Source organism: Gryllotalpicola sp. CP2-P1 (genome assembly GCF_057512245.1).
In genome coordinates this window covers 1-18,731 of the sequence record NZ_JBLRDT010000032.1, presented here as the reverse complement: position 1 = coordinate 18,731, position 18,731 = coordinate 1, and the positions used below count along the sequence as shown (strand labels likewise).

Annotated in this window: 21 protein-coding genes and 2 riboswitches; of the genes, 10 read left to right on the top strand and 11 right to left on the bottom strand. The window is 69.8% G+C overall.

The genetic code is table 11. The features are described from left to right. Window positions 1-121: 121 nt before the first annotated feature. A complete protein-coding gene (locus ACM2XV_RS04490; protein ID WP_487026100.1) occupies window positions 122-709 on the bottom strand; it encodes a 3'-5' exonuclease in 588 nt (195 codons plus the stop codon). Between the two features lie 30 nt (window positions 710-739). Here ACM2XV_RS04490 and ACM2XV_RS04485 point away from each other — a divergent pair, with 30 nt between their 5' ends. Beyond that, complete coding sequence (locus ACM2XV_RS04485) at window positions 740-1,498, top strand: class I SAM-dependent methyltransferase (RefSeq protein ID WP_487026099.1); 759 nt, start codon at window positions 740-742, stop codon at window positions 1,496-1,498. Here the strand turns inward: ACM2XV_RS04485 and ACM2XV_RS04480 are convergent. Beyond that, complete coding sequence (locus ACM2XV_RS04480) at window positions 1,467-2,465, bottom strand: DMT family transporter (RefSeq protein WP_487026098.1); 999 nt, start codon at window positions 2,463-2,465, stop codon at window positions 1,467-1,469. The genes ACM2XV_RS04485 and ACM2XV_RS04480 overlap by 32 nt on opposite strands. A 59-nt stretch (window positions 2,466-2,524) precedes the next feature. Between ACM2XV_RS04480 and ychF the strand changes: the two genes are divergently transcribed. Further along, window positions 2,525-3,601 (top strand): redox-regulated ATPase YchF, encoded by a 1,077-nt coding sequence (ychF, locus tag ACM2XV_RS04475; protein ID WP_487026097.1) that lies wholly within the window; start codon window positions 2,525-2,527, stop codon window positions 3,599-3,601. Between the two features lie 10 nt (window positions 3,602-3,611). Here the strand turns inward: ychF and ACM2XV_RS04470 are convergent, their stop codons facing one another. Further along, on the bottom strand, window positions 3,612-4,109 hold the full coding sequence (locus ACM2XV_RS04470) for a GNAT family N-acetyltransferase (protein WP_487026096.1): 498 nt from the start codon (window positions 4,107-4,109) through the stop codon (window positions 3,612-3,614). Window positions 4,110-4,164: 55 nt separating this feature from the next. Then, complete coding sequence (locus ACM2XV_RS04465) at window positions 4,165-4,506, bottom strand: YciI family protein (RefSeq protein WP_487026095.1); 342 nt, start codon at window positions 4,504-4,506, stop codon at window positions 4,165-4,167. Window positions 4,507-4,576: 70 nt separating this feature from the next. Between ACM2XV_RS04465 and ACM2XV_RS04460 the strand changes: the two genes are divergently transcribed. The 3 genes from ACM2XV_RS04460 to ACM2XV_RS04450 are packed head-to-tail and all read left to right on the top strand — an operon-like array spanning window position 4,577 to window position 6,173. Then, window positions 4,577-5,194, top strand: a complete 618-nt coding sequence (locus ACM2XV_RS04460) for a GNAT family N-acetyltransferase (RefSeq protein ID WP_344773946.1) — start codon at window positions 4,577-4,579, stop codon at window positions 5,192-5,194. Between the two features lie 44 nt (window positions 5,195-5,238). Beyond that, window positions 5,239-5,526: a DUF1905 domain-containing protein gene (locus ACM2XV_RS04455; RefSeq protein ID WP_487026094.1), complete on the top strand. Its 288-nt coding sequence runs from the start codon at window positions 5,239-5,241 to the stop codon at window positions 5,524-5,526. Next, window positions 5,526-6,173: a CHAD domain-containing protein gene (locus ACM2XV_RS04450; RefSeq protein WP_487026093.1), complete on the top strand. Its 648-nt coding sequence runs from the start codon at window positions 5,526-5,528 to the stop codon at window positions 6,171-6,173. Before ACM2XV_RS04455 ends, ACM2XV_RS04450 begins: the two co-directional genes overlap by 1 nt. A 10-nt stretch (window positions 6,174-6,183) precedes the next feature. On the opposite strand, the gene ACM2XV_RS04445 is transcribed toward ACM2XV_RS04450, so the two are convergent. Then, entirely contained in the window at window positions 6,184-6,678 is a 495-nt protein-coding gene (locus tag ACM2XV_RS04445; RefSeq protein WP_344773952.1) for a flavodoxin domain-containing protein, read from the bottom strand. A 65-nt stretch (window positions 6,679-6,743) separates the two neighbouring features. On the opposite strand from ACM2XV_RS04445, the gene ACM2XV_RS04440 reads away from it, so the two are divergent. Then, window positions 6,744-7,610 carry a DUF929 family protein gene (locus ACM2XV_RS04440; protein WP_487026092.1) on the top strand — a complete coding sequence of 289 codons (867 nt, stop codon included), beginning with the start codon at window positions 6,744-6,746 and terminating at the stop codon, window positions 7,608-7,610. A gap of 50 nt (window positions 7,611-7,660) precedes the next feature. After that, window positions 7,661-8,404, top strand: a complete 744-nt coding sequence (locus ACM2XV_RS04435) for a class I SAM-dependent methyltransferase (protein ID WP_487026091.1) — start codon at window positions 7,661-7,663, stop codon at window positions 8,402-8,404. A 60-nt stretch (window positions 8,405-8,464) separates the two neighbouring features. Here the strand turns inward: ACM2XV_RS04435 and ACM2XV_RS04430 are convergent, their stop codons facing one another. The 5 genes from ACM2XV_RS04430 to ACM2XV_RS04410 form a co-directional block, all read right to left on the bottom strand. Continuing rightward, window positions 8,465-9,586: a substrate-binding domain-containing protein gene (locus ACM2XV_RS04430; RefSeq protein ID WP_344773958.1), complete on the bottom strand. Its 1,122-nt coding sequence runs from the start codon at window positions 9,584-9,586 to the stop codon at window positions 8,465-8,467. Between the two features lie 71 nt (window positions 9,587-9,657). Continuing rightward, entirely contained in the window at window positions 9,658-10,962 is a 1,305-nt protein-coding gene (gene mmsB, locus ACM2XV_RS04425) for a multiple monosaccharide ABC transporter permease (RefSeq protein WP_344773960.1), read from the bottom strand. Next, window positions 10,963-12,480: a multiple monosaccharide ABC transporter ATP-binding protein gene (gene mmsA / locus ACM2XV_RS04420; RefSeq protein ID WP_344773962.1), complete on the bottom strand. Its 1,518-nt coding sequence runs from the start codon at window positions 12,478-12,480 to the stop codon at window positions 10,963-10,965. A 174-nt stretch (window positions 12,481-12,654) separates the two neighbouring features. Then, window positions 12,655-13,683, bottom strand: a complete 1,029-nt coding sequence (locus tag ACM2XV_RS04415; protein WP_487026090.1) for a LacI family DNA-binding transcriptional regulator — start codon at window positions 13,681-13,683, stop codon at window positions 12,655-12,657. A 53-nt stretch (window positions 13,684-13,736) separates the two neighbouring features. Next, entirely contained in the window at window positions 13,737-14,672 is a 936-nt protein-coding gene (locus tag ACM2XV_RS04410; protein WP_344773966.1) for an SDR family oxidoreductase, read from the bottom strand. Window positions 14,673-14,761: 89 nt separating this feature from the next. Here ACM2XV_RS04410 and ACM2XV_RS04405 point away from each other — a divergent pair, with 89 nt between their 5' ends. Beyond that, window positions 14,762-15,502 (top strand): TetR/AcrR family transcriptional regulator, encoded by a 741-nt coding sequence (locus tag ACM2XV_RS04405; RefSeq protein WP_344773968.1) that lies wholly within the window; start codon window positions 14,762-14,764, stop codon window positions 15,500-15,502. Window positions 15,503-15,511: 9 nt separating this feature from the next. Further along, on the top strand, window positions 15,512-16,102 hold the full coding sequence (locus tag ACM2XV_RS04400) for a DinB family protein (protein WP_487026089.1): 591 nt from the start codon (window positions 15,512-15,514) through the stop codon (window positions 16,100-16,102). Here ACM2XV_RS04400 and ACM2XV_RS04395 read toward each other — a convergent pair. Further along, entirely contained in the window at window positions 16,099-17,550 is a 1,452-nt protein-coding gene (locus tag ACM2XV_RS04395) for a DHA2 family efflux MFS transporter permease subunit (protein ID WP_487026088.1), read from the bottom strand. The two genes, ACM2XV_RS04400 and ACM2XV_RS04395, sit on opposite strands and share 4 nt — an antisense overlap. 105 nt (window positions 17,551-17,655) lie before the next feature. Then, a riboswitch (glycine riboswitch) is annotated at window positions 17,656-17,743 on the top strand. A 47-nt stretch (window positions 17,744-17,790) separates the two neighbouring features. Beyond that, window positions 17,791-17,885: riboswitch (glycine riboswitch) on the top strand. 22 nt (window positions 17,886-17,907) lie between these two features. Here ACM2XV_RS04395 and gcvT point away from each other — a divergent pair. Further along, a partial coding sequence (gene gcvT / locus ACM2XV_RS04390) for a glycine cleavage system aminomethyltransferase GcvT (protein WP_487026087.1) occupies window positions 17,908-18,731 on the top strand: 824 nt, incomplete at its 3' end.

Below are 18,731 nucleotides of genomic sequence, written 5' to 3'. Positions count from 1 at the left end.
CAGCGCGAGAACGCCGAGCGCGCCGATCGCGCCGCCGGCGATCAGACCGATGATGAGGGCGAGGAAAGCGGGCATGCGCACAGTCTTGCGAGCACCACCGACATCGGCGGTCAGGCTCGCGCTATGCGGCGACGCGAGCAGGGCCGCCGAGCCGGCCGACCTTGATCGCGCAGGCCCGGGCGAGCCCGATGACGTCGTCGACGTCGTGCCGGCGGGCGGCGTGCACCATGATGGCGGCGCAGGCCTCGGCATCCGCGGCGGCGTTGTGATGCTCGAAATCCTCGAACCCGGCCGCCATGGCGGCCGACGGCAGCCGGTAGGAGTCGAGGTGGTAGGTCTTGCGGGCGACCTGCAGGCTGCAGACGTACTCGGCGATGGGCACGTCGAGCCCTGTCACCTCGCACGCCTTGCGGATCACGCCCATGTCGAACCCCGCGTTGTGCGCGACGAACGCGTCGCCGTCGGCGAAGGCGAGCAGGTCGGGCAGCTGCTCGGCCCAGGTGAGGGCGTCGACGACGTCGGCGGCGCGGATGCCGTGGATGCGCGTGTTCCACTCGAGGAACTCGTCGTGCCCCACCGGCGGCCGGATGAGCCAGTAGGCGCGGTCGACGACGTGCCCGTCGCGAACCTTCACGAGCCCGACGCTGCACGCCGAGGCACCTGAGGAGTTCGCCGTCTCGAAGTCGATCGCGGTGAAGTCCAGTGCCACGGGGCCATGGTTGCACGCCAAGATGGGACCGTGGTCAGTGACACCCCGCACACCCCAGGCAAGCAGGAGCACGCGCGCAGCTTCGACGCGGCGGCGCACGTCTACGAGGAATCCCGACCGGGCTACCCGCCCGAGATCGTCGACTGGCTCGTTCCGGTCGATGCGCGCCGCGTGCTCGACGTGGGCGCCGGCACCGGCAAGTTCACGCGCCTGCTGCAGGGCGAGGACCGCGAGGTCATCGCGGTCGATCCGAGCGCGCAGATGCTCGAGGTGCTGCGTGACAAGGTGCCCGGCATCGAGACCCTGCTCGGCACGGCCGAGCGGCTGCCGCTTCCCGACGAGAGCGTCGACGCGGTCACCGTGGCGCAGGCGTGGCACTGGGTCGACAGCGCGCGGGCCGTGCGCGAGGTCGCCCGCGTGCTCAAGCCGGGCGGTGTGCTCGGCCTGATCTGGAACAGCCGCGACGAGCGCGTCGACTGGGTGCGCGAGTTCGGCGCCGCCATGGACTCGAACGACGCCTTCGTCGCGAAGACCGCAGAGGACAACGGCGTCGGCGCCCCGTTCGAGCCGGGCGATGTGGCCGAGCTCGACTGGGTGCAGCGCATCAGCCGCGCCGGCCTGCTGGCGCTCGTGCGCTCGCGCAGCCACTTCCTCGTGAAGGACCCCCACGCGCAGGCGCGGGTGCTGCGCGATGTCGAGGCCGTGCTGGCGAGGCATCCCGAGATCGAGAAGGACGGCGCGATCGAGCTGCCGTACGTCACTCAGGCGTTCCGCTACCGGCGGGGCTGAGCCCCGCCATCGGCGTGACGGATGCCTCGGCGCCCGCTCTCGGCAGCGTGACGCGCACCGCGAGCAGCACGCCCGCGGTGGACACCGCGAGCCCCGCGACCTCCCACCAGGTCGGCCAGGTCAGCGTCACGAGGTGCACCATCACGACGCCGGCGATCGTGCCGACGACGATCAGCTGGGCGGCGAGCGAGACAGGCAGCGCGAGTGACGCGACGTTCCAGAGCACCGTCGCCACCCACGACAGCAGGATGCCGATCGCGAGGCTCACCGCCACGAGCCACAGCCAGTCGACCGCGGTCAGCGCCGGGGCGGTGCGGTGCTGAGCGGCGGCCGCGGGAATGAGGGCGAGCGCGAGCGGCAGGCATCCGATGCCGACCGCCCCCGCCCAGTCGCGCGACGAGACGTGCGGATGCCGCTCGAGGAACGTCGCGTTCGCCTCCGCATACCAGGCCCAGCCCAGCATGCCGAGCAGCGACAGCGCCGCGCCCAGCGCGTACGCCCCGGGCCGCGCGATGTGGTGCCCCACGAACGACTCGCCCGAGAGCAGCAGGATGCCGGCGGCCGTGATCGCGATCGGCGCGACCAGCCGCCGCATCGGCACCTCTCGACGCTTCAGGTTGCCCCAGATGGCGAGCGCCACGGGGAGAACCCCGTAGACGATCGCCGAGGTCGCCCCGTCGGCGAACCGCACCGACAGCAGCACGAGCACGAACTGGCCCACGTTCCCGACGGCGGCGAAAACCAGCGCGGTGGCCCACTCGCGCGGGCCCAGCGTGCGCAGCGCCCGCCATGCACGCGGCAGCAGAGCGAGCGCGATGAGGCCGAACACGGTGTAGCGCCCGACGGCGAGCGCGATCGGCGGCACGGCCGGGGGAGTGATCAGACCCACGAAGAACGCGGTGGCCCAGAGGACGTTCGCCCCGATGCCGGCGAGCAGGGGCGCCGCGAGCGGGCGAGAGGCGGGCACGAGGTCAGCGTAGGTGCGCGGGGCGGGCGGTCAGGCATCCGCAAGTAAAATCAGGACACGTGGCTCTCACTATCGGAATCGTCGGTCTTCCCAACGTCGGCAAGTCGACCCTGTTCAATGCGCTGACCAAGAACGACGTGCTGGCCGCGAACTACCCGTTCGCGACGATCGAGCCGAACGTGGGCGTGGTGAACCTGCCCGACCCGCGCCTCACGAGGCTCGCCGAGGTGTTCCACTCCGAGCGCATCGTGCCCGCGACCGTGTCGTTCGTCGACATCGCCGGCATCGTGAAGGGCGCGAGCGAGGGTGAGGGGCTCGGCAACCAGTTCCTCGCCAACATCCGCGAGGCCGACGCGATCGCGCAGGTCGTGCGCGGCTTCACCGACGACGACGTCGTGCACGTCGCGGGCGCCGTCGACCCGCGCGGCGACCTCGACACGATCAACACCGAGCTGATCCTCGCCGACCTGCAGACCCTCGAGAAGGCGCAGCCGCGCATCGAGAAAGAGGTGCGGGGGAAGAAGACCGACCCGGCGGTGCTCGCCGCGGTGAACGACGCGATCGCGGCGCTCTCCGAGGGCAAGGTCCTCTCGCACGCGCCCGGCATCGATCTTGCCGCGCTGCGCGAGTTCGGCCTGCTGACCGCGAAGCCGATCATCTACGTCTTCAATGTCGACGAGAGCGTGCTGACGGATGCCTCGCGCAAGGCCGCCCTCGAAGAGCTGGTCGCCCCGGCCAAGGCCGTGTTCCTCGACGCGAAGATCGAGTCCGAGCTGATCGACCTTCCCGAGGACGAGGCGCTGGAGCTGCTCCAGTCCACCGGGCAAGAGGAGTCCGGCCTCGACCAGCTCGCGCGCGTGGGCTTCGACACGCTGGGCCTGCAGACCTATCTCACCGCCGGGCCGAAGGAAGCGCGTGCGTGGACGATCCCCAAGGGGGCGAAGGCGCCGCAGGCCGCCGGCGTGATTCACACCGACTTCGAGAAGGGCTTCATCAAGGCCGAGGTGATCTCGTTCGAGGACCTCGTCTCGCTCGGCTCGGTCGCCGAGGCGCGCGCCCACGGGAAGGCGCGCCTGGAGGGCAAGGACTACGTGATGCAGGACGGCGACGTCGTGGAGTTCCGCTTCAACGTGTGACCCTGGTCATTCACACGGCGAGCCGCATGCAGACGAGGCGCGGTCGTGCGTCCCACGAGGAGACCTGCTCGAACCCGCGTGACGCGTAGAGGCGGATCACGTCTTGGCGCCAATCCCAGACCGTGAGCGTCACCGCCGCAGCGCCGGCTTCGCTGATCGCGGCGTCGAGCAGGGCCGAGCCGACCCCACGGCCTCGCAGAGCCGGCGAGGCCCAGAGCCGCTTGATCTCAACCGACTCCGCCCCCGGTTTCAGCACGACGACACCTACTACGTGGGCATCGAGGTCTGCGACGAGGACACGGCAGCCTGCGAAGGTGCCAAGCGGATCCCGGACTTCGGCGCGGTACCTCTCGGGAAGCTCGCCCGAGGGCGAGAGCTGCCCGCCGGCATCGTGCACCGCCTTCTCCTCTTCCGTCTGGAGGAGGTACGCGTGAAGGGCGGCGCCGATCTCTGCGGCGTCGTCAGGGCTGGCCCTGCGGATGCGGGGCGTGGGCGGGGCGACGGGCATAGCCTCGAGTCTTCCAGGCGGTGTCGGCTGTCGCCATCGCGGCCGGTCGACGCCGTCACACCAGCGGGTCGTACCGGAACTCGCGCAGTTCCTGAGCGCACCGGCACGCGGCCGCCGTCTTAGCCGCCCAGCGCACGGCGTCCTCGCGTGATGCGGCCTCGATGACCGTGAAGCCGCCGTCGAGCAGCGCCGTCTCGGGGTAGGTGCCTTCGCTGACGGTCTCGTCGGCGGCGACCAGCACCGGCGGCACGCTCTCGTCGATGCCGCCGCCGAAGACGTACACGCCGGCGTCCTTCATCTCGCGAATCACCGCATGCGCGGCATCCGCCACCTCATGCAGCTCCCCGAGGGGCACCTGCATCGCAGCACTCGGGAACGAGATCAGATACTTCGTCATGCCGCGAAGCCCAGCACCGCAGCGCGGCGGCGTCAACGGCCGTTGCGGGCGAAGTCGCTAGGGTGCCGACATGACCGTCGAGCATCGCAGCAGCAAGGCGCCCCACTGGGAGCGGCCCGAGCAGGCATCCGCCTATGGCAAGCGCGCCCTCACCGGTGAGATCGTCCGCCTGCGCGCCGCCGAGGACGACGACCTCGACACGCTCGCCGCGTGGTACCGCGACCCCGAGTACACGGTGCTGCAGAGCACCGTCTACCAGATCACCTCGCAGGCCGAGACGCGCGAGCACATGCGCAAGTGGTTCGACAACACCGCGGCGACGGGCGGGGGCAACTTCGTGATCGAGACGCTCGCCGACAGCACGGTCGTCGGCGCCGTGAACATCTGGGGCGGTTCGCTGCCGCTGCGCACGGCCACGCTCGCCATCCAGGTGGGCGGGGACTTCGTCGGCAGGGGATTCGGCACCGACGCACTGCGCATCGCCGTCGACTTCTCGTTCCGCGAGCTCGGGCTCAACCGACTGCAGCTGAATGTCGCGGCGTTCAACCCTCGTGCCATCCGCGCCTACGAGAAGGCCGGATTCGTCGTCGAGGGCCGGCGGCGCCAGGCCACGTTCCACGACGGCTGCTTCCACGACGAGCTGATCATGGCGATCCTCTTCGAGGACTGGGCCGCGCGCGGCGCCTGACGCTTTCCGCCGCGCAGGCGCCTGGAATGTCCTAGATTCGGCGCATGGAACTGCGCTTCCGCGGCGAGATGATCTACTGGCGCGGCCCGTCGCCGTTCACCTTCGTGCGCATTCCCGAGGCCGAGAGCGACGACATCGCCGAAATCGCCTCGATGGTGACGTACGGCTGGGGCGCGATTCCCGTCAACGCGCGCATCGGGAAGACGGATTTCTACACCGCGCTCTTCCCGAAGGACGGGGGCTACCTGCTGCCGGTGCGCGTCGCCGTGCGGCGGGCCGAGGGGGTCGACGTCGGCGACCTGGTCGACGTCGAGCTGGAGGTGGGCCGCTGATGGTCGAGGACTGGCTGGGCGACGCCGTCGATTCGCTGATCGGCCTCGGCAGCGCCGTGCGTCGCGACGAGCCGGACTCGGTGCACAAGGCGCGCACCATGACGAGGCGGCTGCGCGTCGTGCTCGCGCTCGTGCCGGGCGAGACCGCGGCAGAGGCGCGACGCGAGCTGAAGCGCTATGGCGCGGTGCTCGGGGCGGCGCGCGATCTCGAGGTGCGCGCCGAGCTGGCCGGCGAGCTGCTCGCCGAGCTCGGCGACGACGACGAGGGGGATGCCGCGCACGACCGGCTCATCCGCGCGGCTCGGGACGAGTACCTGCACCTGCACGAGGCCGTCGTCGAGTACCTCGACAGCCGCGCGTACCGCCGACTCGTCCGGCTGCTGGAAGACGTCGCCGCAGACGCGGACGACCTCGATGAGCTCGCCGTGCAGCACGAGGCGCGCAAGCACGCTCGGGCGCTGCGCTACCTCGCCGAGGCGCTCGGCGACGCCGAGACCGCGAAGACCGGCTCGCGCCTGCAGGACGCCTTCGGAGAGCGGCGCGACTACGAGCTGCTCGCGCGCTCACTCGAGGGCGAGGGCGACGAGTCGCTCGCCGCGGTGCGCGAGGCGGCGCGGAAGCGCAGCCGGGCATCCTTCGACCGCTGAGGCCCCGCGCTCAGGCGGCGAGCTCGTGTGCGACCTTCGCCGCCCAACGCTCGACCGCAGCGCGATCGCGGAAATCGCCCGCGTTCTTCTTCGCGACGGCCCCCGCGAGCCAGCCAGACGGATGCTCGTCGAGACGACCGCCGAACGTCGTGATGCCCCGGGCGTGCACCTCGTCGGCCGCTCGCCGCAGCCCGGGGGCGATCGCCGCCGGGTGCGCGGCCGTGAGCGTCGTGAGGGGGCCGGATGCCACGAGCCACACCGGCTTGTCGACCCACTGCCGCGCGACGCGGTGCACGAGGCGTCGGGCGTCGGGGTGCCACCGCTGCTCATAGACCGAGCCCGCGATGACGGCTGCGTCGAACTCCTCGAGATCGGCGCCGCCCGCGAGGCTCGCCGGCTCGAGCCCGACCTGCAGGCCCGCCGAGGTGAGCGCGAGCGCGATCCACTCGGCGATGCCGGTCGTGCCGCCGCGCCGTGATGCGTATGCAACCAGAACGCTTGTCATGCGAGGAAGCCAACACCGGGTGCGACCTCGCCGCATGGGCCGATCGTCCCGGGCATACTGATCGGGTGGCCCGGCCCCTGCGCAACCGCGCGTCTCTGCAGATCATCGTCGGCGTCGTCGTGCTCGTGGTCGCGGCGGCCGTCGTGCTCGGGGCGCTGCAGGGCGCGCGCTCGCGCGCCGGCGGCGACGGCGGAAACGGCGATGGCGGCGGCACCGCGGCGCCCACGGCGACCGCGACACCGGCCCCCGCAGAAGTCTCGCGCGCGGTCGCCTCGGTGCCGGCATCCGTCTTCGACGCGGTGGGAATCGGGACGACGAAGCTCGCGCCGGCCAAGATCGACGCGCCGGCGCTGACCGCCGACGGCAAGCCGCAGGTGCTCTATGTCGGCGGCGAGTTCTGCCCCTATTGCGCCGCGCAGCGCTGGCCGCTCGCGGTCGCTCTCGCCCGGTTCGGCACGTTCGAGGACCTCGGTGAGACGACCTCGGCGCCCTCGCCGGAGGTGTACCCCGGCACGGCGACCCTGAGCTTCCACGGCACGAGCTTCACGAGCGATTACCTGGAGTTCACCGCGAAGGAGATCTACGACCGCGACCACCAGCCGCTCGACACGCTGACGGATGCCGAGCAGAAGGTCCTGTCGACGTACGACGCGCCGCCGTACACACAGACCTCGGGGTCGATTCCGTTCATCGACTTCGGCGGCGGCCGCGTGATCGCCGGCGCGCAGTACGATCCCGCTGTTCTCACGGGCTCATCGCACGCGCAGATCGCCGCCGCGCTCAGCCGGCCGAGCTCACCCATCGCGCAGGCGGTCATCGGCTCCGCGAACGTGCTGACCGCGGCGATCTGCGAGCAGACGAAGGGTCAGCCCGCGACCGTGTGCCGGTCGAAGGGCGTGACGACCGCGGCCGCGGCCATGGGCACGAAGTAGCCGCGGCCTCGACGTGGCCCCGCGCCGCCGTTTTCGATAACGTCGATGGCGTGCCCGACGACATAGACGGCTATGACAGATCCCGCCTCGCTGCACTGTACGACCCGCTCGACCCCGACCGCTCCGACCTCGACGTCTACGTCGACCTCGTCGGCGAACTGGGGGCCAGGCGGCTGATCGACCTCGGCTGCGGGACCGGCACCTTCGCCCTCATGCTGGCCGGCCGCGGCATCCGCGTCACGGCGGTCGACCCCGACGAGGACGCGGTCGACGTCGCCCGCCACAAAGAGGGGGCCGACGCGGTCGAGTGGATCGTCGGCGACGCCGCCGACCTGCCGGCCATGTCGGCGAATCTGGTCACCATGACCGCGAACGTCGCCCAGCATTTCCTGACGGATGCCGAGTGGGATGCCGCGCTCGCATCGATCCGCGAGGCGCTGCTGCCCGGCGGCTATCTCGTCTTCGAGTCACGGCGCCCCGAGGCCCGCGCGTGGGACGGGTGGACCCCCGAGCGCACCAGGGTCGAGGCCGACGTCGAGGACATCGGCCACGTCGAGTCCTGGCAGGAGGTGCTCGACGTCACGGGCCACACCGTGACCTTCCGCACCTCGAACGCCTTCGACGACGGCACCGTCATCGAGGTCGACACGACGCTGCGCTTCCGCACCGAGCAGGAGCTGCGCGTGTCGCTCGCCGCCGCCGGCTTCGAGACGCTCGAGGTGCGCGAGGCCCCCGACCGCCCGGGGCGGGAGTTCGTCTTCATCGCACGCGCGGCCGACGAGTCCGACTACTGAATCCACGAAGAACGGCCCCGGAGCGTGCGCTCCGGGGCCGTTCGCGAATCGCTGGGGCGACTACTTGCTGTCGGTCGCCAGCTTCTCGAGGGTGGGGTTGTTCTTGTACGCCTCGACCGCGTTCTCCTTGGTCACGAGGACCGGGTTCAGCTCGATCGACGGGACGATGAACGCGCCGTTGTCGTTGTTCTTGTCGTTGTCGACGGTCTTCGGCTTCTCGCCCTTGCTGAGCGTGGTCACGAGGTCGATCGCGGCCTGCGCCTCAAGGTTGGTGTCCTTGTAGATCGTCGAGTACTGGGTGCCGTTCATGATGAGCGGGATCGAGTCGGTCTCCGAGTCCTGACCGGTGACGACCGGGTTGGGCAGCCCAGCGGACTTCGTGGCCTGCAGGATGGCGCGGGCCAGGGTGTCGTTGGGGGAGAGGACGCCGTCGAGCTTGGTGCCCTTGGCGTAGTTGCCCGTGATGAGGTCGGTCATGCGCTTCTGCGCGTTCTGCGCGAGCCAGCCCTGGGTGACGACCTTCTGGAAGTCGGTCTGGCCCGAGACGACCTTGAGGGTGCCGTCGTCGATCTTCGGCTGCAGAACGCTGATGGCGCCGTCGAAGAAGACCTTCGCGTTGGCGTCGTCGGGCGAACCGGCGAAGAGCTCGATGTTGTAGGGGCCGGAGCCCTTCTGCTTCTTCAGGCCGTCGAGCAGGGCCTGGGCCTGCAGCTCACCGACGTGGAAGTTGTTGAACGCGACGTAGTAGTCGACGTTCTTGGTGTTCAGGATGTTGCGGTCCCAGGCGATGACGATCGCGCCGTCCTTCTTCGCGGTGGCGACCTGCGTGCCCAGCTGCGAGCCGTCGGCCGCGCCGATGATGACGACCTTGGCGCCCTTGGTCAGCATCGAGTTGATCTCCGACTGCTGGCTCGGAACCGGGCTCGACGCGTCTGCGTACTGGATGTCGGCCTTGAAGCCGGCCTTCTCGATCGAGTTCTTGAAGTCCTGACCCGCGAGCACCCAGTTCTGGGAGGTCTTGGCGGGCAGGGCGACGCCGATCAGCGAGCCCTTCGGGACCGATGACGACGAGCTGCCGCTGTCGCCCGAGCCGCTCGTGGTGCGGCCCGTCGAGCAGCCGCTCAGCGTCAGCGCTGCGGCCGCCGCGACGGCGGCGATGCCGACGATGTACTTCTTCTGCATGTGATTGCCTTTTCTTCTCTTCTTCGAGCGTGGGCGGCGGTGTGCACCGCCCGGATTTCTACCTGCTCCGCTTAGGGCAGGGAGACTGTGGACTGGTCGTCGATCGACTTCGGCGGCGTGACGGCGTCGGCCGGGGCATCCGCATTGCCCTTGCCGCGACCCCCGGTCGCGCCGCGCAGCAGGCGGCCGGTCAGCGACGGGCGGCCCTGCGTCTTGGAGTAGACGTCGAACGCGACCGCGAGCAGCAGCACGAGACCGCGGATGATCTGCTGCAGGTTCGACTCCGCGCCGACCAGCTGCAGGCCGTTCTGCAGGAGCGCCATGACGAGCGCACCCACGATCGAGCCTGCGACGGTTCCGATGCCGCCCGAGACCGCGGCGCCACCGACGAAGACCGCCGCGATGGCGTCGAGCTCCCAGCCGGTGCCGTCGGCGGGGCCCGACGCGCCGGCGTAGCCGACGTAGACCATGCCCGCGATCGCCGCGAGGACCGACATGTTCGCCATGACGAAGAAGTTGACCTTGCGGATGTTCACGCCCGAGAGCGCCGCGGCGTTGGCGTTGCCGCCGACCGCGTAGACCTGGCGGCCGAAGATCGTGTTCCGGGTGAGGAAGCCGTAGAGGATGGTCAGGATGCCGGCGATGATCGCCACCACCGGGAAGCTGGTGCCGGCCGAGCCCGCGGCGAACAGGTACGTGCCGAACAGGGTGATCGCGACCAGGATGCCGGTGCGCACGATGCTGACCCACAGGGGGATGACCTCGGCGCCCATCTTGCGGCGCTTGGCGCGGCCCCGCGCCTCGATCCAGATGAGGGCGGCCACGGTGATCAGGCCGAGCAGCAGGGTGCCGTTGCTGAAGCCGGTGTTCGGCCCGAAGTCGGGAATGAAACCGCCGCCGATGACCTGGTAGGAGCTCGGCACGCTGACCGAGGTCGAGCTGCCGATCCACTGGTTCGCACCGCGGAAGATCAGCTGGCCGGCCAGCGTCACGATGAACGCCGGGACGCGCACGTAGGCGACCCAGAAGCCCTGCCAGGCGCCGACGAGGGCGCCGACGACGAGGCCGAGGATGATCGCCTCCCACCACGACCAGTGCCACTGGCTCATCGCCTGCGCGACGATGATGCCGACGAAGGCGGCGACCGATCCGACCGACAGGTCGATGTGGCCGGCGATGATCACCATCACCATGCCGAGCGCCAGGATCAGGATGTAGGAGTACTGCTGGAAGACGTTGATCACGTTCGTCGGGTTGAGCGTGAGTCCGTGGGTCCAGGCCTCGAAGATGATGACGATCGCGATGAGCGCGATGATCATGCCGTACTGGCCCGCGCTCGAGCTGCGGCCGCCGAAGAGCTGACGGAGGGGGTTCATCTAGATCAGTGCATCCTTCTTGACGCTGGTCATGCTGCGCATGAGGGTTTCGGGGGTCGCCTCGGCGACCGGGAATTCATCGGTGATGGCGCCCTCGAAGATCGTGTAGATCCGGTCGGAGAGGCCGAGGAGCTCGGGCAGCTCGGACGAGATCAGGATCACGCCCTTGCCCTGGTCGGCGAGCTGCTGGATGATTCGGTAGATCTCGAACTTCGCGCCGACGTCGATGCCGCGCGTGGGCTCGTCGAGGATGAGCAGGTCGGGGTCCGTGAACATCCACTTCGAGAGCACGACCTTCTGCTGGTTGCCGCCCGAGAGCTTCGAGACGCCCTCTTCGACGGTCGGCACCTTGGTGCGCAGCAGCTTGCGGTACTGCTCGGCGACGTCGTACTCCTTCAGCGAGTCGACGACGCCGCCGGTCGAGATCTTCTGCAGGTCGGCGGCGACCGTCGAGCGCTTCACCGAGTCGAGCAGGTTGAGCCCGAGGGCCTTGCGGTCCTCGCTGACGTAGCCGATGCCGGCCTCGATCGCCTGGCGGACCGTGTTGACCTTGATCTCGCGGCCGTCCTTGAAGACCTGGCCGCTGAGCCAGGTGCCGTAGCTGCGGCCGAAGAGGCTCATGGCGAGCTCGGTGCGGCCGGCGCCCATGAGGCCCGCGAAGCCGACGATCTCGCCGCGGCGCACCGTGAAGCTCTCGTTCTTGCAGACGAGGCGCGACGAGTCGAGCGGATGCTGCACCGTCCAGTTCTTCACCTCGAAGAACACGTCGCCGATGTGGGGCGTGCGGTCGGGGAAGCGGCTCTCGAGGGAGCGGCCGACCATGCCGCGGATGATGCGGTCCTCGTCGACGCCCGTGTGCACGTCGAGGGTCTCGATCGTGCGGCCGTCGCGGATGATGGTGATGTCGTCGGCGACCTGCTCGATCTCGTTCAGCTTGTGGCTGATCATGATCGAGGTGACGCCGCGGGCCTTGAGGCCCACGATGAGGCTCAGCAGGTGCTGCGAGTCGGTCTCGTTGAGCGCCGCGGTGGGCTCGTCGAGGATCAGCAGCTTGACGTTCTTGTGCAGCGCCTTCGCGATCTCGACGAGCTGCTGCTTGCCGACGCCGAGGTTCTTGATCTGCGTGTCGGGATCTTCGTCGAGGCCGACGCGGGCGAGCAGCTCGCGTGCGCGGATCTGCGCCTCGGTCCAGTCGATGACGCCGCGCTTGCCGATCTCGCTGCCGAGGAACAGGTTCTCGGTGATCGAGAGCTCGGGGATGAGCGCCAGCTCCTGGTGGATGATGACGATGCCGGCTTCTTCGGACTGCTTGATGTTCGAGAACTGCACGACCTCGCCCTGATAGACGATGTCGCCGCTGTAGGTGCCATACGGGTACACGCCCGACAGCACTTTCATCAGCGTCGACTTGCCGGCGCCGTTCTCGCCGCAGATCGCGTGGATCTCGCCGGCCTTGACGGTCATGCTGACCTCGGAGAGCGCCTTGACGCCCGGGAATTCCTTGGTGATGGAGCGCATCTCCAAGATGGTGTGATTGCTCACCTGTTCTCTTCACTCCTCGTCGGTGCATCCGCGACGGGGAGCACTGAGACTCCGTCGTCAGGGAATGACGGCCTCATGTGAACGATCACATCTGAGGCCGAAGCAGATCATAAGCCGACCTCGCTGGGAGTTGTCAAACCGGGGTGCGTTCTAGGCGCGACGCGCCGGCCCGCTCGACCGGCGCACGACGAGATGCGGCTGCACGTCGACCGTGTCGTCGTCGCGCCCCTGCAGCAGCATCTGCACGCAGCGCCTGCCGAGCTCGGCGAAGTCCTGGTGAACCGTCGTGAGGGGCGGCCAGAAGTGCTCGGCCGAGGGGATGTCGTCGAAGCCGATCACGCTGATGTCCTCGGGAACCCGCACCCCGAGCGAATGCGCCGCGTGCAGCACCCCGAGCGCCATCTCGTCGTTCGAGCAGAAGAACGCCGTGGCGTCGTTCGCCATGATGAGCTGCCGCCCGGCGAAGTAGCCGAACTCAGCCGTCCAGTCGCCGCGGATCGGCGGCAGGGTCGGCAGCTCGCGGTCGGAGAGCTCGAGAAGGTAGCCCTGCATGCGGGCATCCGCCTCGATCCAGTCCTGCGGGCCCGCGAGGTGGCGGATGTACTGGTGACCCAGCTCCGCGAGGTGCGCCGTCGCGGCGCGAGCGCCGGCGGCCTGGTCGACCCAGAGCGCCTGCGGGTCGCCGTCGAGGCCCGAGCGCAGCGTGACCATCGGCGGCAGATCGGCGAGCGTCGCGAGTGTCTCGAAGACGCGCTGCTGCGGGGCGATGACCACGAGCCCCTCGACATCCTGCTCGATCATGCGATCGACGGCCGCGACGATCGCCTCCTCGTCGATGCGGGTGAGGTGCGCGGTGTTCACGTAGAAGCCCTCGGCGGCGGCCGCCGCCTCGATCGCCTGCACGGTGAGCGCTGGGCCGTAGGTGGCGCGGATGGAGGCGAGCACCCCGATGGTGCGGGAGCGGCTCGTCTTGAGGGCGCGGGCGGCCCGGTTCGGACGGTAGTGCAGCTCCTCCATCGCGGCGAGAACGCGATCGCGCGTCTCGGGCCGAAGGGCCTCGGAGTTGTTCAGCACTCGCGACACCGTCTGATACGAGACCCCCGCCAGCCGCGCCACGTCCCGCATGTTGGGGGCCCGCGTGCGCGGGGAGTCCGTGCGCGCGGAGTCGGGGGAGCTCATCTGTGCCTCTCATTGGGGATGTGTTCGTTCACATCGCCGCGGAGACATTATGCCTAAGCCGGCGATGCCTCCCGAGTGAGGGTCGTCCCGGTGAGCTCTTCTGCGGCTCGCCACAGGCGCTGCGCGACCTCGAGTGAGCGAGCGCTGCGCGGGATGCCGGCGCGATGGGTCGGGCCCACGAGGCCGAGGCGCCCGCCGGGGCCGTAGTAGGCGCCTTGCTCGGCATCGGGCGACGTCGCGGCGAAGAGCAGCGGCTCGGCGCCCGGTTCAACGCCCTGGGAGGGAAGCAGGGTGCGGCGGATCGGCGGAAGCTGCTCGCTGTCGGCGCGCCCCAGGTTGCGCCCGGCCGTCTGCAGGTTCGTGCGCGTGTACCCGGGGTGGGCGGCGGTGCTGAGCAGGTCCCAGCCGCGTTGCTCGGCGATCACCGCCAGCTGGCGGGCGAGCAGCAGGTCGGCGAGCTTGGACTGGGCGTAGGCGCGCTGCGGTGAGAAGCGCCGCCGGGTCCAGTTCAGATCGTCGAACCGGATGCGCCCGAAGTTCGCGGTGCCGCTGGACATCGTCGCAACGCGCGCGCCCGGCGTGCGCAGGAGTGTCGGCAGAAGCAGGTTCGTCAGGGCGAAGGGCCCGAGGAAGTTGGTTCCGAACTGGAGCTCGAAGCCGTCCACGGTCTCGATCCGGTGCGGGGGCACCATCACACCGGCGTTGTTGACGAGGGCGTGCAGTGGCTCGCGGTCGTCGACGACGGATGACGCGAATTCGCGCACCGAGCCGAGGTCCGCGAGGTCGAGACGTCGCACCTCGATGCGCGCAGCGGGCGCCTCGGCCAGGATCGCGGACCTGGCCTGCTCGCCCTTCTCCGGTGTGCGCACGGCCATCACGACGTCGGCGCCCGCGAGGGCCAGTCGCCTGGCGGCCTCGCGCCCGGTGCCGCTGTTCGAACCGGTGACGATGAAACGCCGCCCGTGCTGTGGGGGCAGGTCGTAGTACATGGGATGCTCCTCGGGAGGGATAATAGAACTGGTGGTCTGTTGGTCTTGAGAGTAACAGACCGATGGTCTGTTAAGCCAGAGGAGGATGAATGACGACCGAGTTCGCCCGCGCCCGGAGCGCGGAGCAGCGCGCGGCCCGTCGCAGCGCGATCCTGCACACCGCCGCCCAGGAGTTGGGCGGCGGAACTCGCGTCGCCGACCTCAGCCTCAACGAGCTCGCGCGGCGCGTCGGCCTCGCCAAGTCCAACGTGCTGCGCTACTTCGAGACGCGCGAGGCGGTGCTGCTCAGCTTGCTCGACGAGGTCTATGGCGAGTGGCTCGATGCGCTCGAAGGCGAGCTGGGGGCCGGCGGGTCTGCGGGCGGCTCCGGCCGGCCCCCCTCGGCGGCGCCGGCCGTGGTCGAGCGCATCGCCGATGCGATCGCGCGCACGGTGGCCGAGCGCCCCGTCCTCGCAGAGCTGGTGGCGAATTCGACGACGGTCCTCGAGCACAATGTCTCGGCGCAGATCGCAGCCGACTACAAGCGCCGCGCGTTCGCGCAGGCCATGCGACTCGTGCAGATCGTCGAGCGACAGCTCGGGGAGCTTCCGGACGCGAGCCGACTCGTGCTCGCGGCATCCGTCAACCTGGTCATCGGCGGGGCGTGGGGCATGTGCCGCCCCTCGCCGGGCATGGCACGTGCCTACGAGCAGCACCCCGAGCTCGCCGCGATGCGCCTCGACTACCGGCAGAGCCTGCATGAGCTCGTCGCGACGACGCTGGCCGGGCTGCTCTCGCGGCCGGCATCCGAGCAGCTGCTCTCGGTGGTGGATGTCGGAGGCAGGCCGTAGCGTCGAGCCATGACGGTTCCCGACGACGAGAAGACCGTGCTCAAGCGCTATCTGCAGCGTCAGCGCGACGCGCTGCTGTGGAAGCTCGACGGGCTGAGCGAGCGGCAGGCCAGGTGGCCTGTCACGCCGACGGGCACCAATCTGCTCGGCCTCGTGAAGCATGTCGCCCACATGGACTACGGCTACTTCGGCGAGGTCTTCGATCGGCCTGCGAGCGACCCGCTGCTGCTCGACCTCGACGCTGCCGACGACAACGACGATCTGTGGGCGCGAGCCGACGAGCCCATGGGCGAGGTGATCGCGTTCTACGGGCGCGCCTGGGCACACGCCGACGCCACGATCGACGCCCTGCCGCTCGACGCGCGCGGCACGGTTCCGTGGTGGCCGGAAGAACGCAGGCACCCGACGCTGCACACGGTCCTTGTTCACCAGGGCCACGAGTCGGCTCGGCACGCAGGGCATGCCGACATCGTGCGCGAGCTGCTCGACGGCGCGGCAGGCATGAACCCCGAGTTCCCCAACCTTCCCGAGCGCGACGAAGCCTGGTGGGGCGACTACCGGGCCAAGCTGCAGCGCATCGCCGAGCGGTTCCCCGCCTAGGGCTCCGCGGTCTCGGGCGGCCGCCGCACGAAGAACGCGCCGACGATCGCGCCGAGCGACACGATCGCGCCGATGAGGAATGCCGCACGCACGCCCGACGCCTGTGCCGGCAGCTCGGCCACGCCGCGTGTCGTCGCAGCCAGCGTCACCGCCGCGAGGATCGTCACGAACACCGCGGTGCCGACGGCGCCCGCCACCTGCTGCACGGTGCCCACGATGGCGCTCGCATGCGAGTAGAACTGCTTGGTCACCGAGCCGAGCGCCGCGGTGAACAGCGGGGTGAACATGAGTGCGAGCCCGAAGCTCAGCACGATGTGCGCCGCGAGGACGACCCAGATCGACGCGTGATCGCTCGAGAACAGGGCGAGGAACCACAGGTCGGCCGAGACGATCACGGCGCCCGGCACGAGCAGCACCGTCGGACCCCGTCGGTCATAGACGCGGCCGACGGCCGGGGCGAACAGCCCCATCACGAGACCGCCGGGAAGCAGCAGCAGCCCTGCGAGCAGCGAGCTGATGCCGAGCACCGTCTGCATGTAGATCGGCAGCACGATGATCGTGCCGAAGAGCGCGACCATCATGATCACCATCACGACGACCGAGATCGTGAAGTTCCGCACGAGGAACGGCCGCAGATCGAGCAGTGCGCGCTCGCGTCGGGCGAGCCGGCGCTGCCTGAGGACGAAGAGCGTGAGCGCGATCGCACCGACGGCGAGCGCGGCGACCATGACCCACATCGCCCGGCCGCCGCCCGAGGCATCCGTCGCCCCGCCGATCTGCGCGAGGCCGAAGACCAGGCCGCCGAAGCCGAGCGCGGCGAGCGGGATCGAGAGCGCGTCGAGCGGTGCCCGCGTGGGCGGGCTCACGTTCTCGACGCTCAGGATTCCGATCACGAGCATGGCGACGGCGATGGGAAGCACGATGATGAACATCCACCGCCAGGACAGCGAGTTGAGCACGAGCCCCGAGATCGTCGGCCCGATCGCGGGCGCCACCGAGATCACGGTCGACACCCGGCCCATCAGACGCCCGCGCTCGTGGGGCGGCACGAGCTCCATGATGGTCGTCATGAGCAGCGGCATCATGATCGCCGTGCCGCACGCCTGTGTCACTCGCGCCACGAGCAGGATCGTGAACCCGGGGGCGACGGCTGCGAGCAGCGTGCCGGCCGAGAAGAAGCTCATGGCGAGGATGAACGCCGGGCGCGTTTCGAGCCGCTGCAGCAGCCAGCCCGTGACGGGGATCACGACCGCCATCGTCAGCATGAACACCGTCGTGAGCCACTGCGCGAGCTCGACGGAGATGCGCAGATCGACGACGAGATGCGGGATCGCGACGCCCATGATCGTCTCGTTGAGGATCACGACGAAGGTCGCGCCGAGCAGCAGCCAGATGACGCGGCTCGCGCGCGCGTCGAGGGTCGCCGGAGCCTGGTCGGTGAGCGTCATTCCCCCAGGGTAGAGACGACCGACGACATCGGGGCGGTGCAGTGGGGAAGGCCCCGCCGTTCCGGTACGCTGGGGCGCAGCACCACCAACCGAATATCGGGCCGACAGGCCGCCGCGGGAGAGCTGCCCGGCGCAGCACCGAAGGAGCAATCCTCCCCGACAATCTCTCAGGTACACGTACCGCGGCAGGCTGGCCACTCTGAAGAGCGGAATTGCGGAGCAATTCCGGGTCGAGTAGCGCGAAGCGCGTATCGAGACCCGGGCCGCTGATTCCCGCCGATGGTGAAAGCGCCGCGTGGTGCGAATCTCTCAGGCACAGAGACAGAGGGGGAGTTCGTTCCTTTCCTAGGAGAACTCTTGTCTGATCGTGTCTCACCGCTGGCCGAGGTGCATGCGGCGGCCGGTGCCCAGTTCACCGACTTCGCCGGCTGGCAGATGCCCGTGCGCTACTCGAGCGACCTCGCCGAGCACAAGGCGGTGCGCGAAGCCGCCGGCATCTTCGACCTCTCCCACATGGGCGAGATCGTCCTCGTCGGCGACGAGGCCGGCGCGGCGCTCGACTACGCGGTGTCGGGGCGGATGTCCGCCCTGCAGCCCGGGCAGGCGAAATACACGCTGCTGCTGAACGCCGACGGCGGCGTCATCGACGACCTGATCGTCTATCGCACAGGCGACGACCGCTTCCTGGTGGTCGCCAACGCGGCCAACGCCGACGTCGTCGCCGACACGCTGCGCGAGCGCGCCTCCGGTTTCGCCACGCAGGTGTTCGACGAGAGCGCCGACGTCGCGCTGATCGCGGTGCAGGGCCCGCGCGCGCTCGAGATCGTGCTGGCCACAGAAGGCTTCGCCATCGAGGGCGGGCACCCCGACGGCGAGGACGTTCCCGCGGCCCTCGGCGGGCTGCGCTACTACCGCGCTCTCGCCGGAATGTTCCGCGAGCGGCCGCTGCTGTTCGCGCGCACCGGCTACACCGGCGAAGACGGCTTCGAGCTGTTCTGCGCGCCCGACTTCGCACGCGAGCTGTGGGAGGCGCTCGTCGAGGCGGGCACGCCGTTCGGCCTGCTGCCTGCGGGCCTCGCCGCGCGCGACACCCTGCGACTCGAGGCCGGCATGCCGCTCTACGGGCACGAGCTCGGTGCCGGCACCCTGCCTGCGCAGGCCGGCCTCGGCCGGGTCGTCGA

What these genes read in the sequence shown, in the direction of transcription:
- ACM2XV_RS04470 (WP_487026096.1), bottom strand. Translation starts at nt 4,109, where the DNA reads ATGCCCGTCGCCCCGCCCACGCCCCGCATCCGCAGGGCCAGCCCTGAC.
- ACM2XV_RS04465 (WP_487026095.1), bottom strand. Translation starts at nt 4,506, where the DNA reads ATGACGAAGTATCTGATCTCGTTCCCGAGTGCTGCGATGCAGGTGCCC.
- ACM2XV_RS04460 (WP_344773946.1), top strand. Translation starts at nt 4,577, where the DNA reads ATGACCGTCGAGCATCGCAGCAGCAAGGCGCCCCACTGGGAGCGGCCC.
- ACM2XV_RS04455 (WP_487026094.1), top strand. Translation starts at nt 5,239, where the DNA reads ATGGAACTGCGCTTCCGCGGCGAGATGATCTACTGGCGCGGCCCGTCG.
- ACM2XV_RS04450 (WP_487026093.1), top strand. Translation starts at nt 5,526, where the DNA reads ATGGTCGAGGACTGGCTGGGCGACGCCGTCGATTCGCTGATCGGCCTC.
- ACM2XV_RS04445 (WP_344773952.1), bottom strand. Translation starts at nt 6,678, where the DNA reads ATGACAAGCGTTCTGGTTGCATACGCATCACGGCGCGGCGGCACGACC.
- ACM2XV_RS04430 (WP_344773958.1), bottom strand. Translation starts at nt 9,586, where the DNA reads ATGCAGAAGAAGTACATCGTCGGCATCGCCGCCGTCGCGGCGGCCGCA.
- mmsB (WP_344773960.1), bottom strand. Translation starts at nt 10,962, where the DNA reads ATGAACCCCCTCCGTCAGCTCTTCGGCGGCCGCAGCTCGAGCGCGGGC.
- mmsA (WP_344773962.1), bottom strand. Translation starts at nt 12,480, where the DNA reads ATGCGCTCCATCACCAAGGAATTCCCGGGCGTCAAGGCGCTCTCCGAG.
- ACM2XV_RS04415 (WP_487026090.1), bottom strand. Translation starts at nt 13,683, where the DNA reads ATGAGCTCCCCCGACTCCGCGCGCACGGACTCCCCGCGCACGCGGGCC.
- ACM2XV_RS04410 (WP_344773966.1), bottom strand. Translation starts at nt 14,672, where the DNA reads ATGTACTACGACCTGCCCCCACAGCACGGGCGGCGTTTCATCGTCACC.
- ACM2XV_RS04405 (WP_344773968.1), top strand. Translation starts at nt 14,762, where the DNA reads ATGACGACCGAGTTCGCCCGCGCCCGGAGCGCGGAGCAGCGCGCGGCC.
- ACM2XV_RS04400 (WP_487026089.1), top strand. Translation starts at nt 15,512, where the DNA reads ATGACGGTTCCCGACGACGAGAAGACCGTGCTCAAGCGCTATCTGCAG.
- ACM2XV_RS04395 (WP_487026088.1), bottom strand. Translation starts at nt 17,550, where the DNA reads ATGACGCTCACCGACCAGGCTCCGGCGACCCTCGACGCGCGCGCGAGC.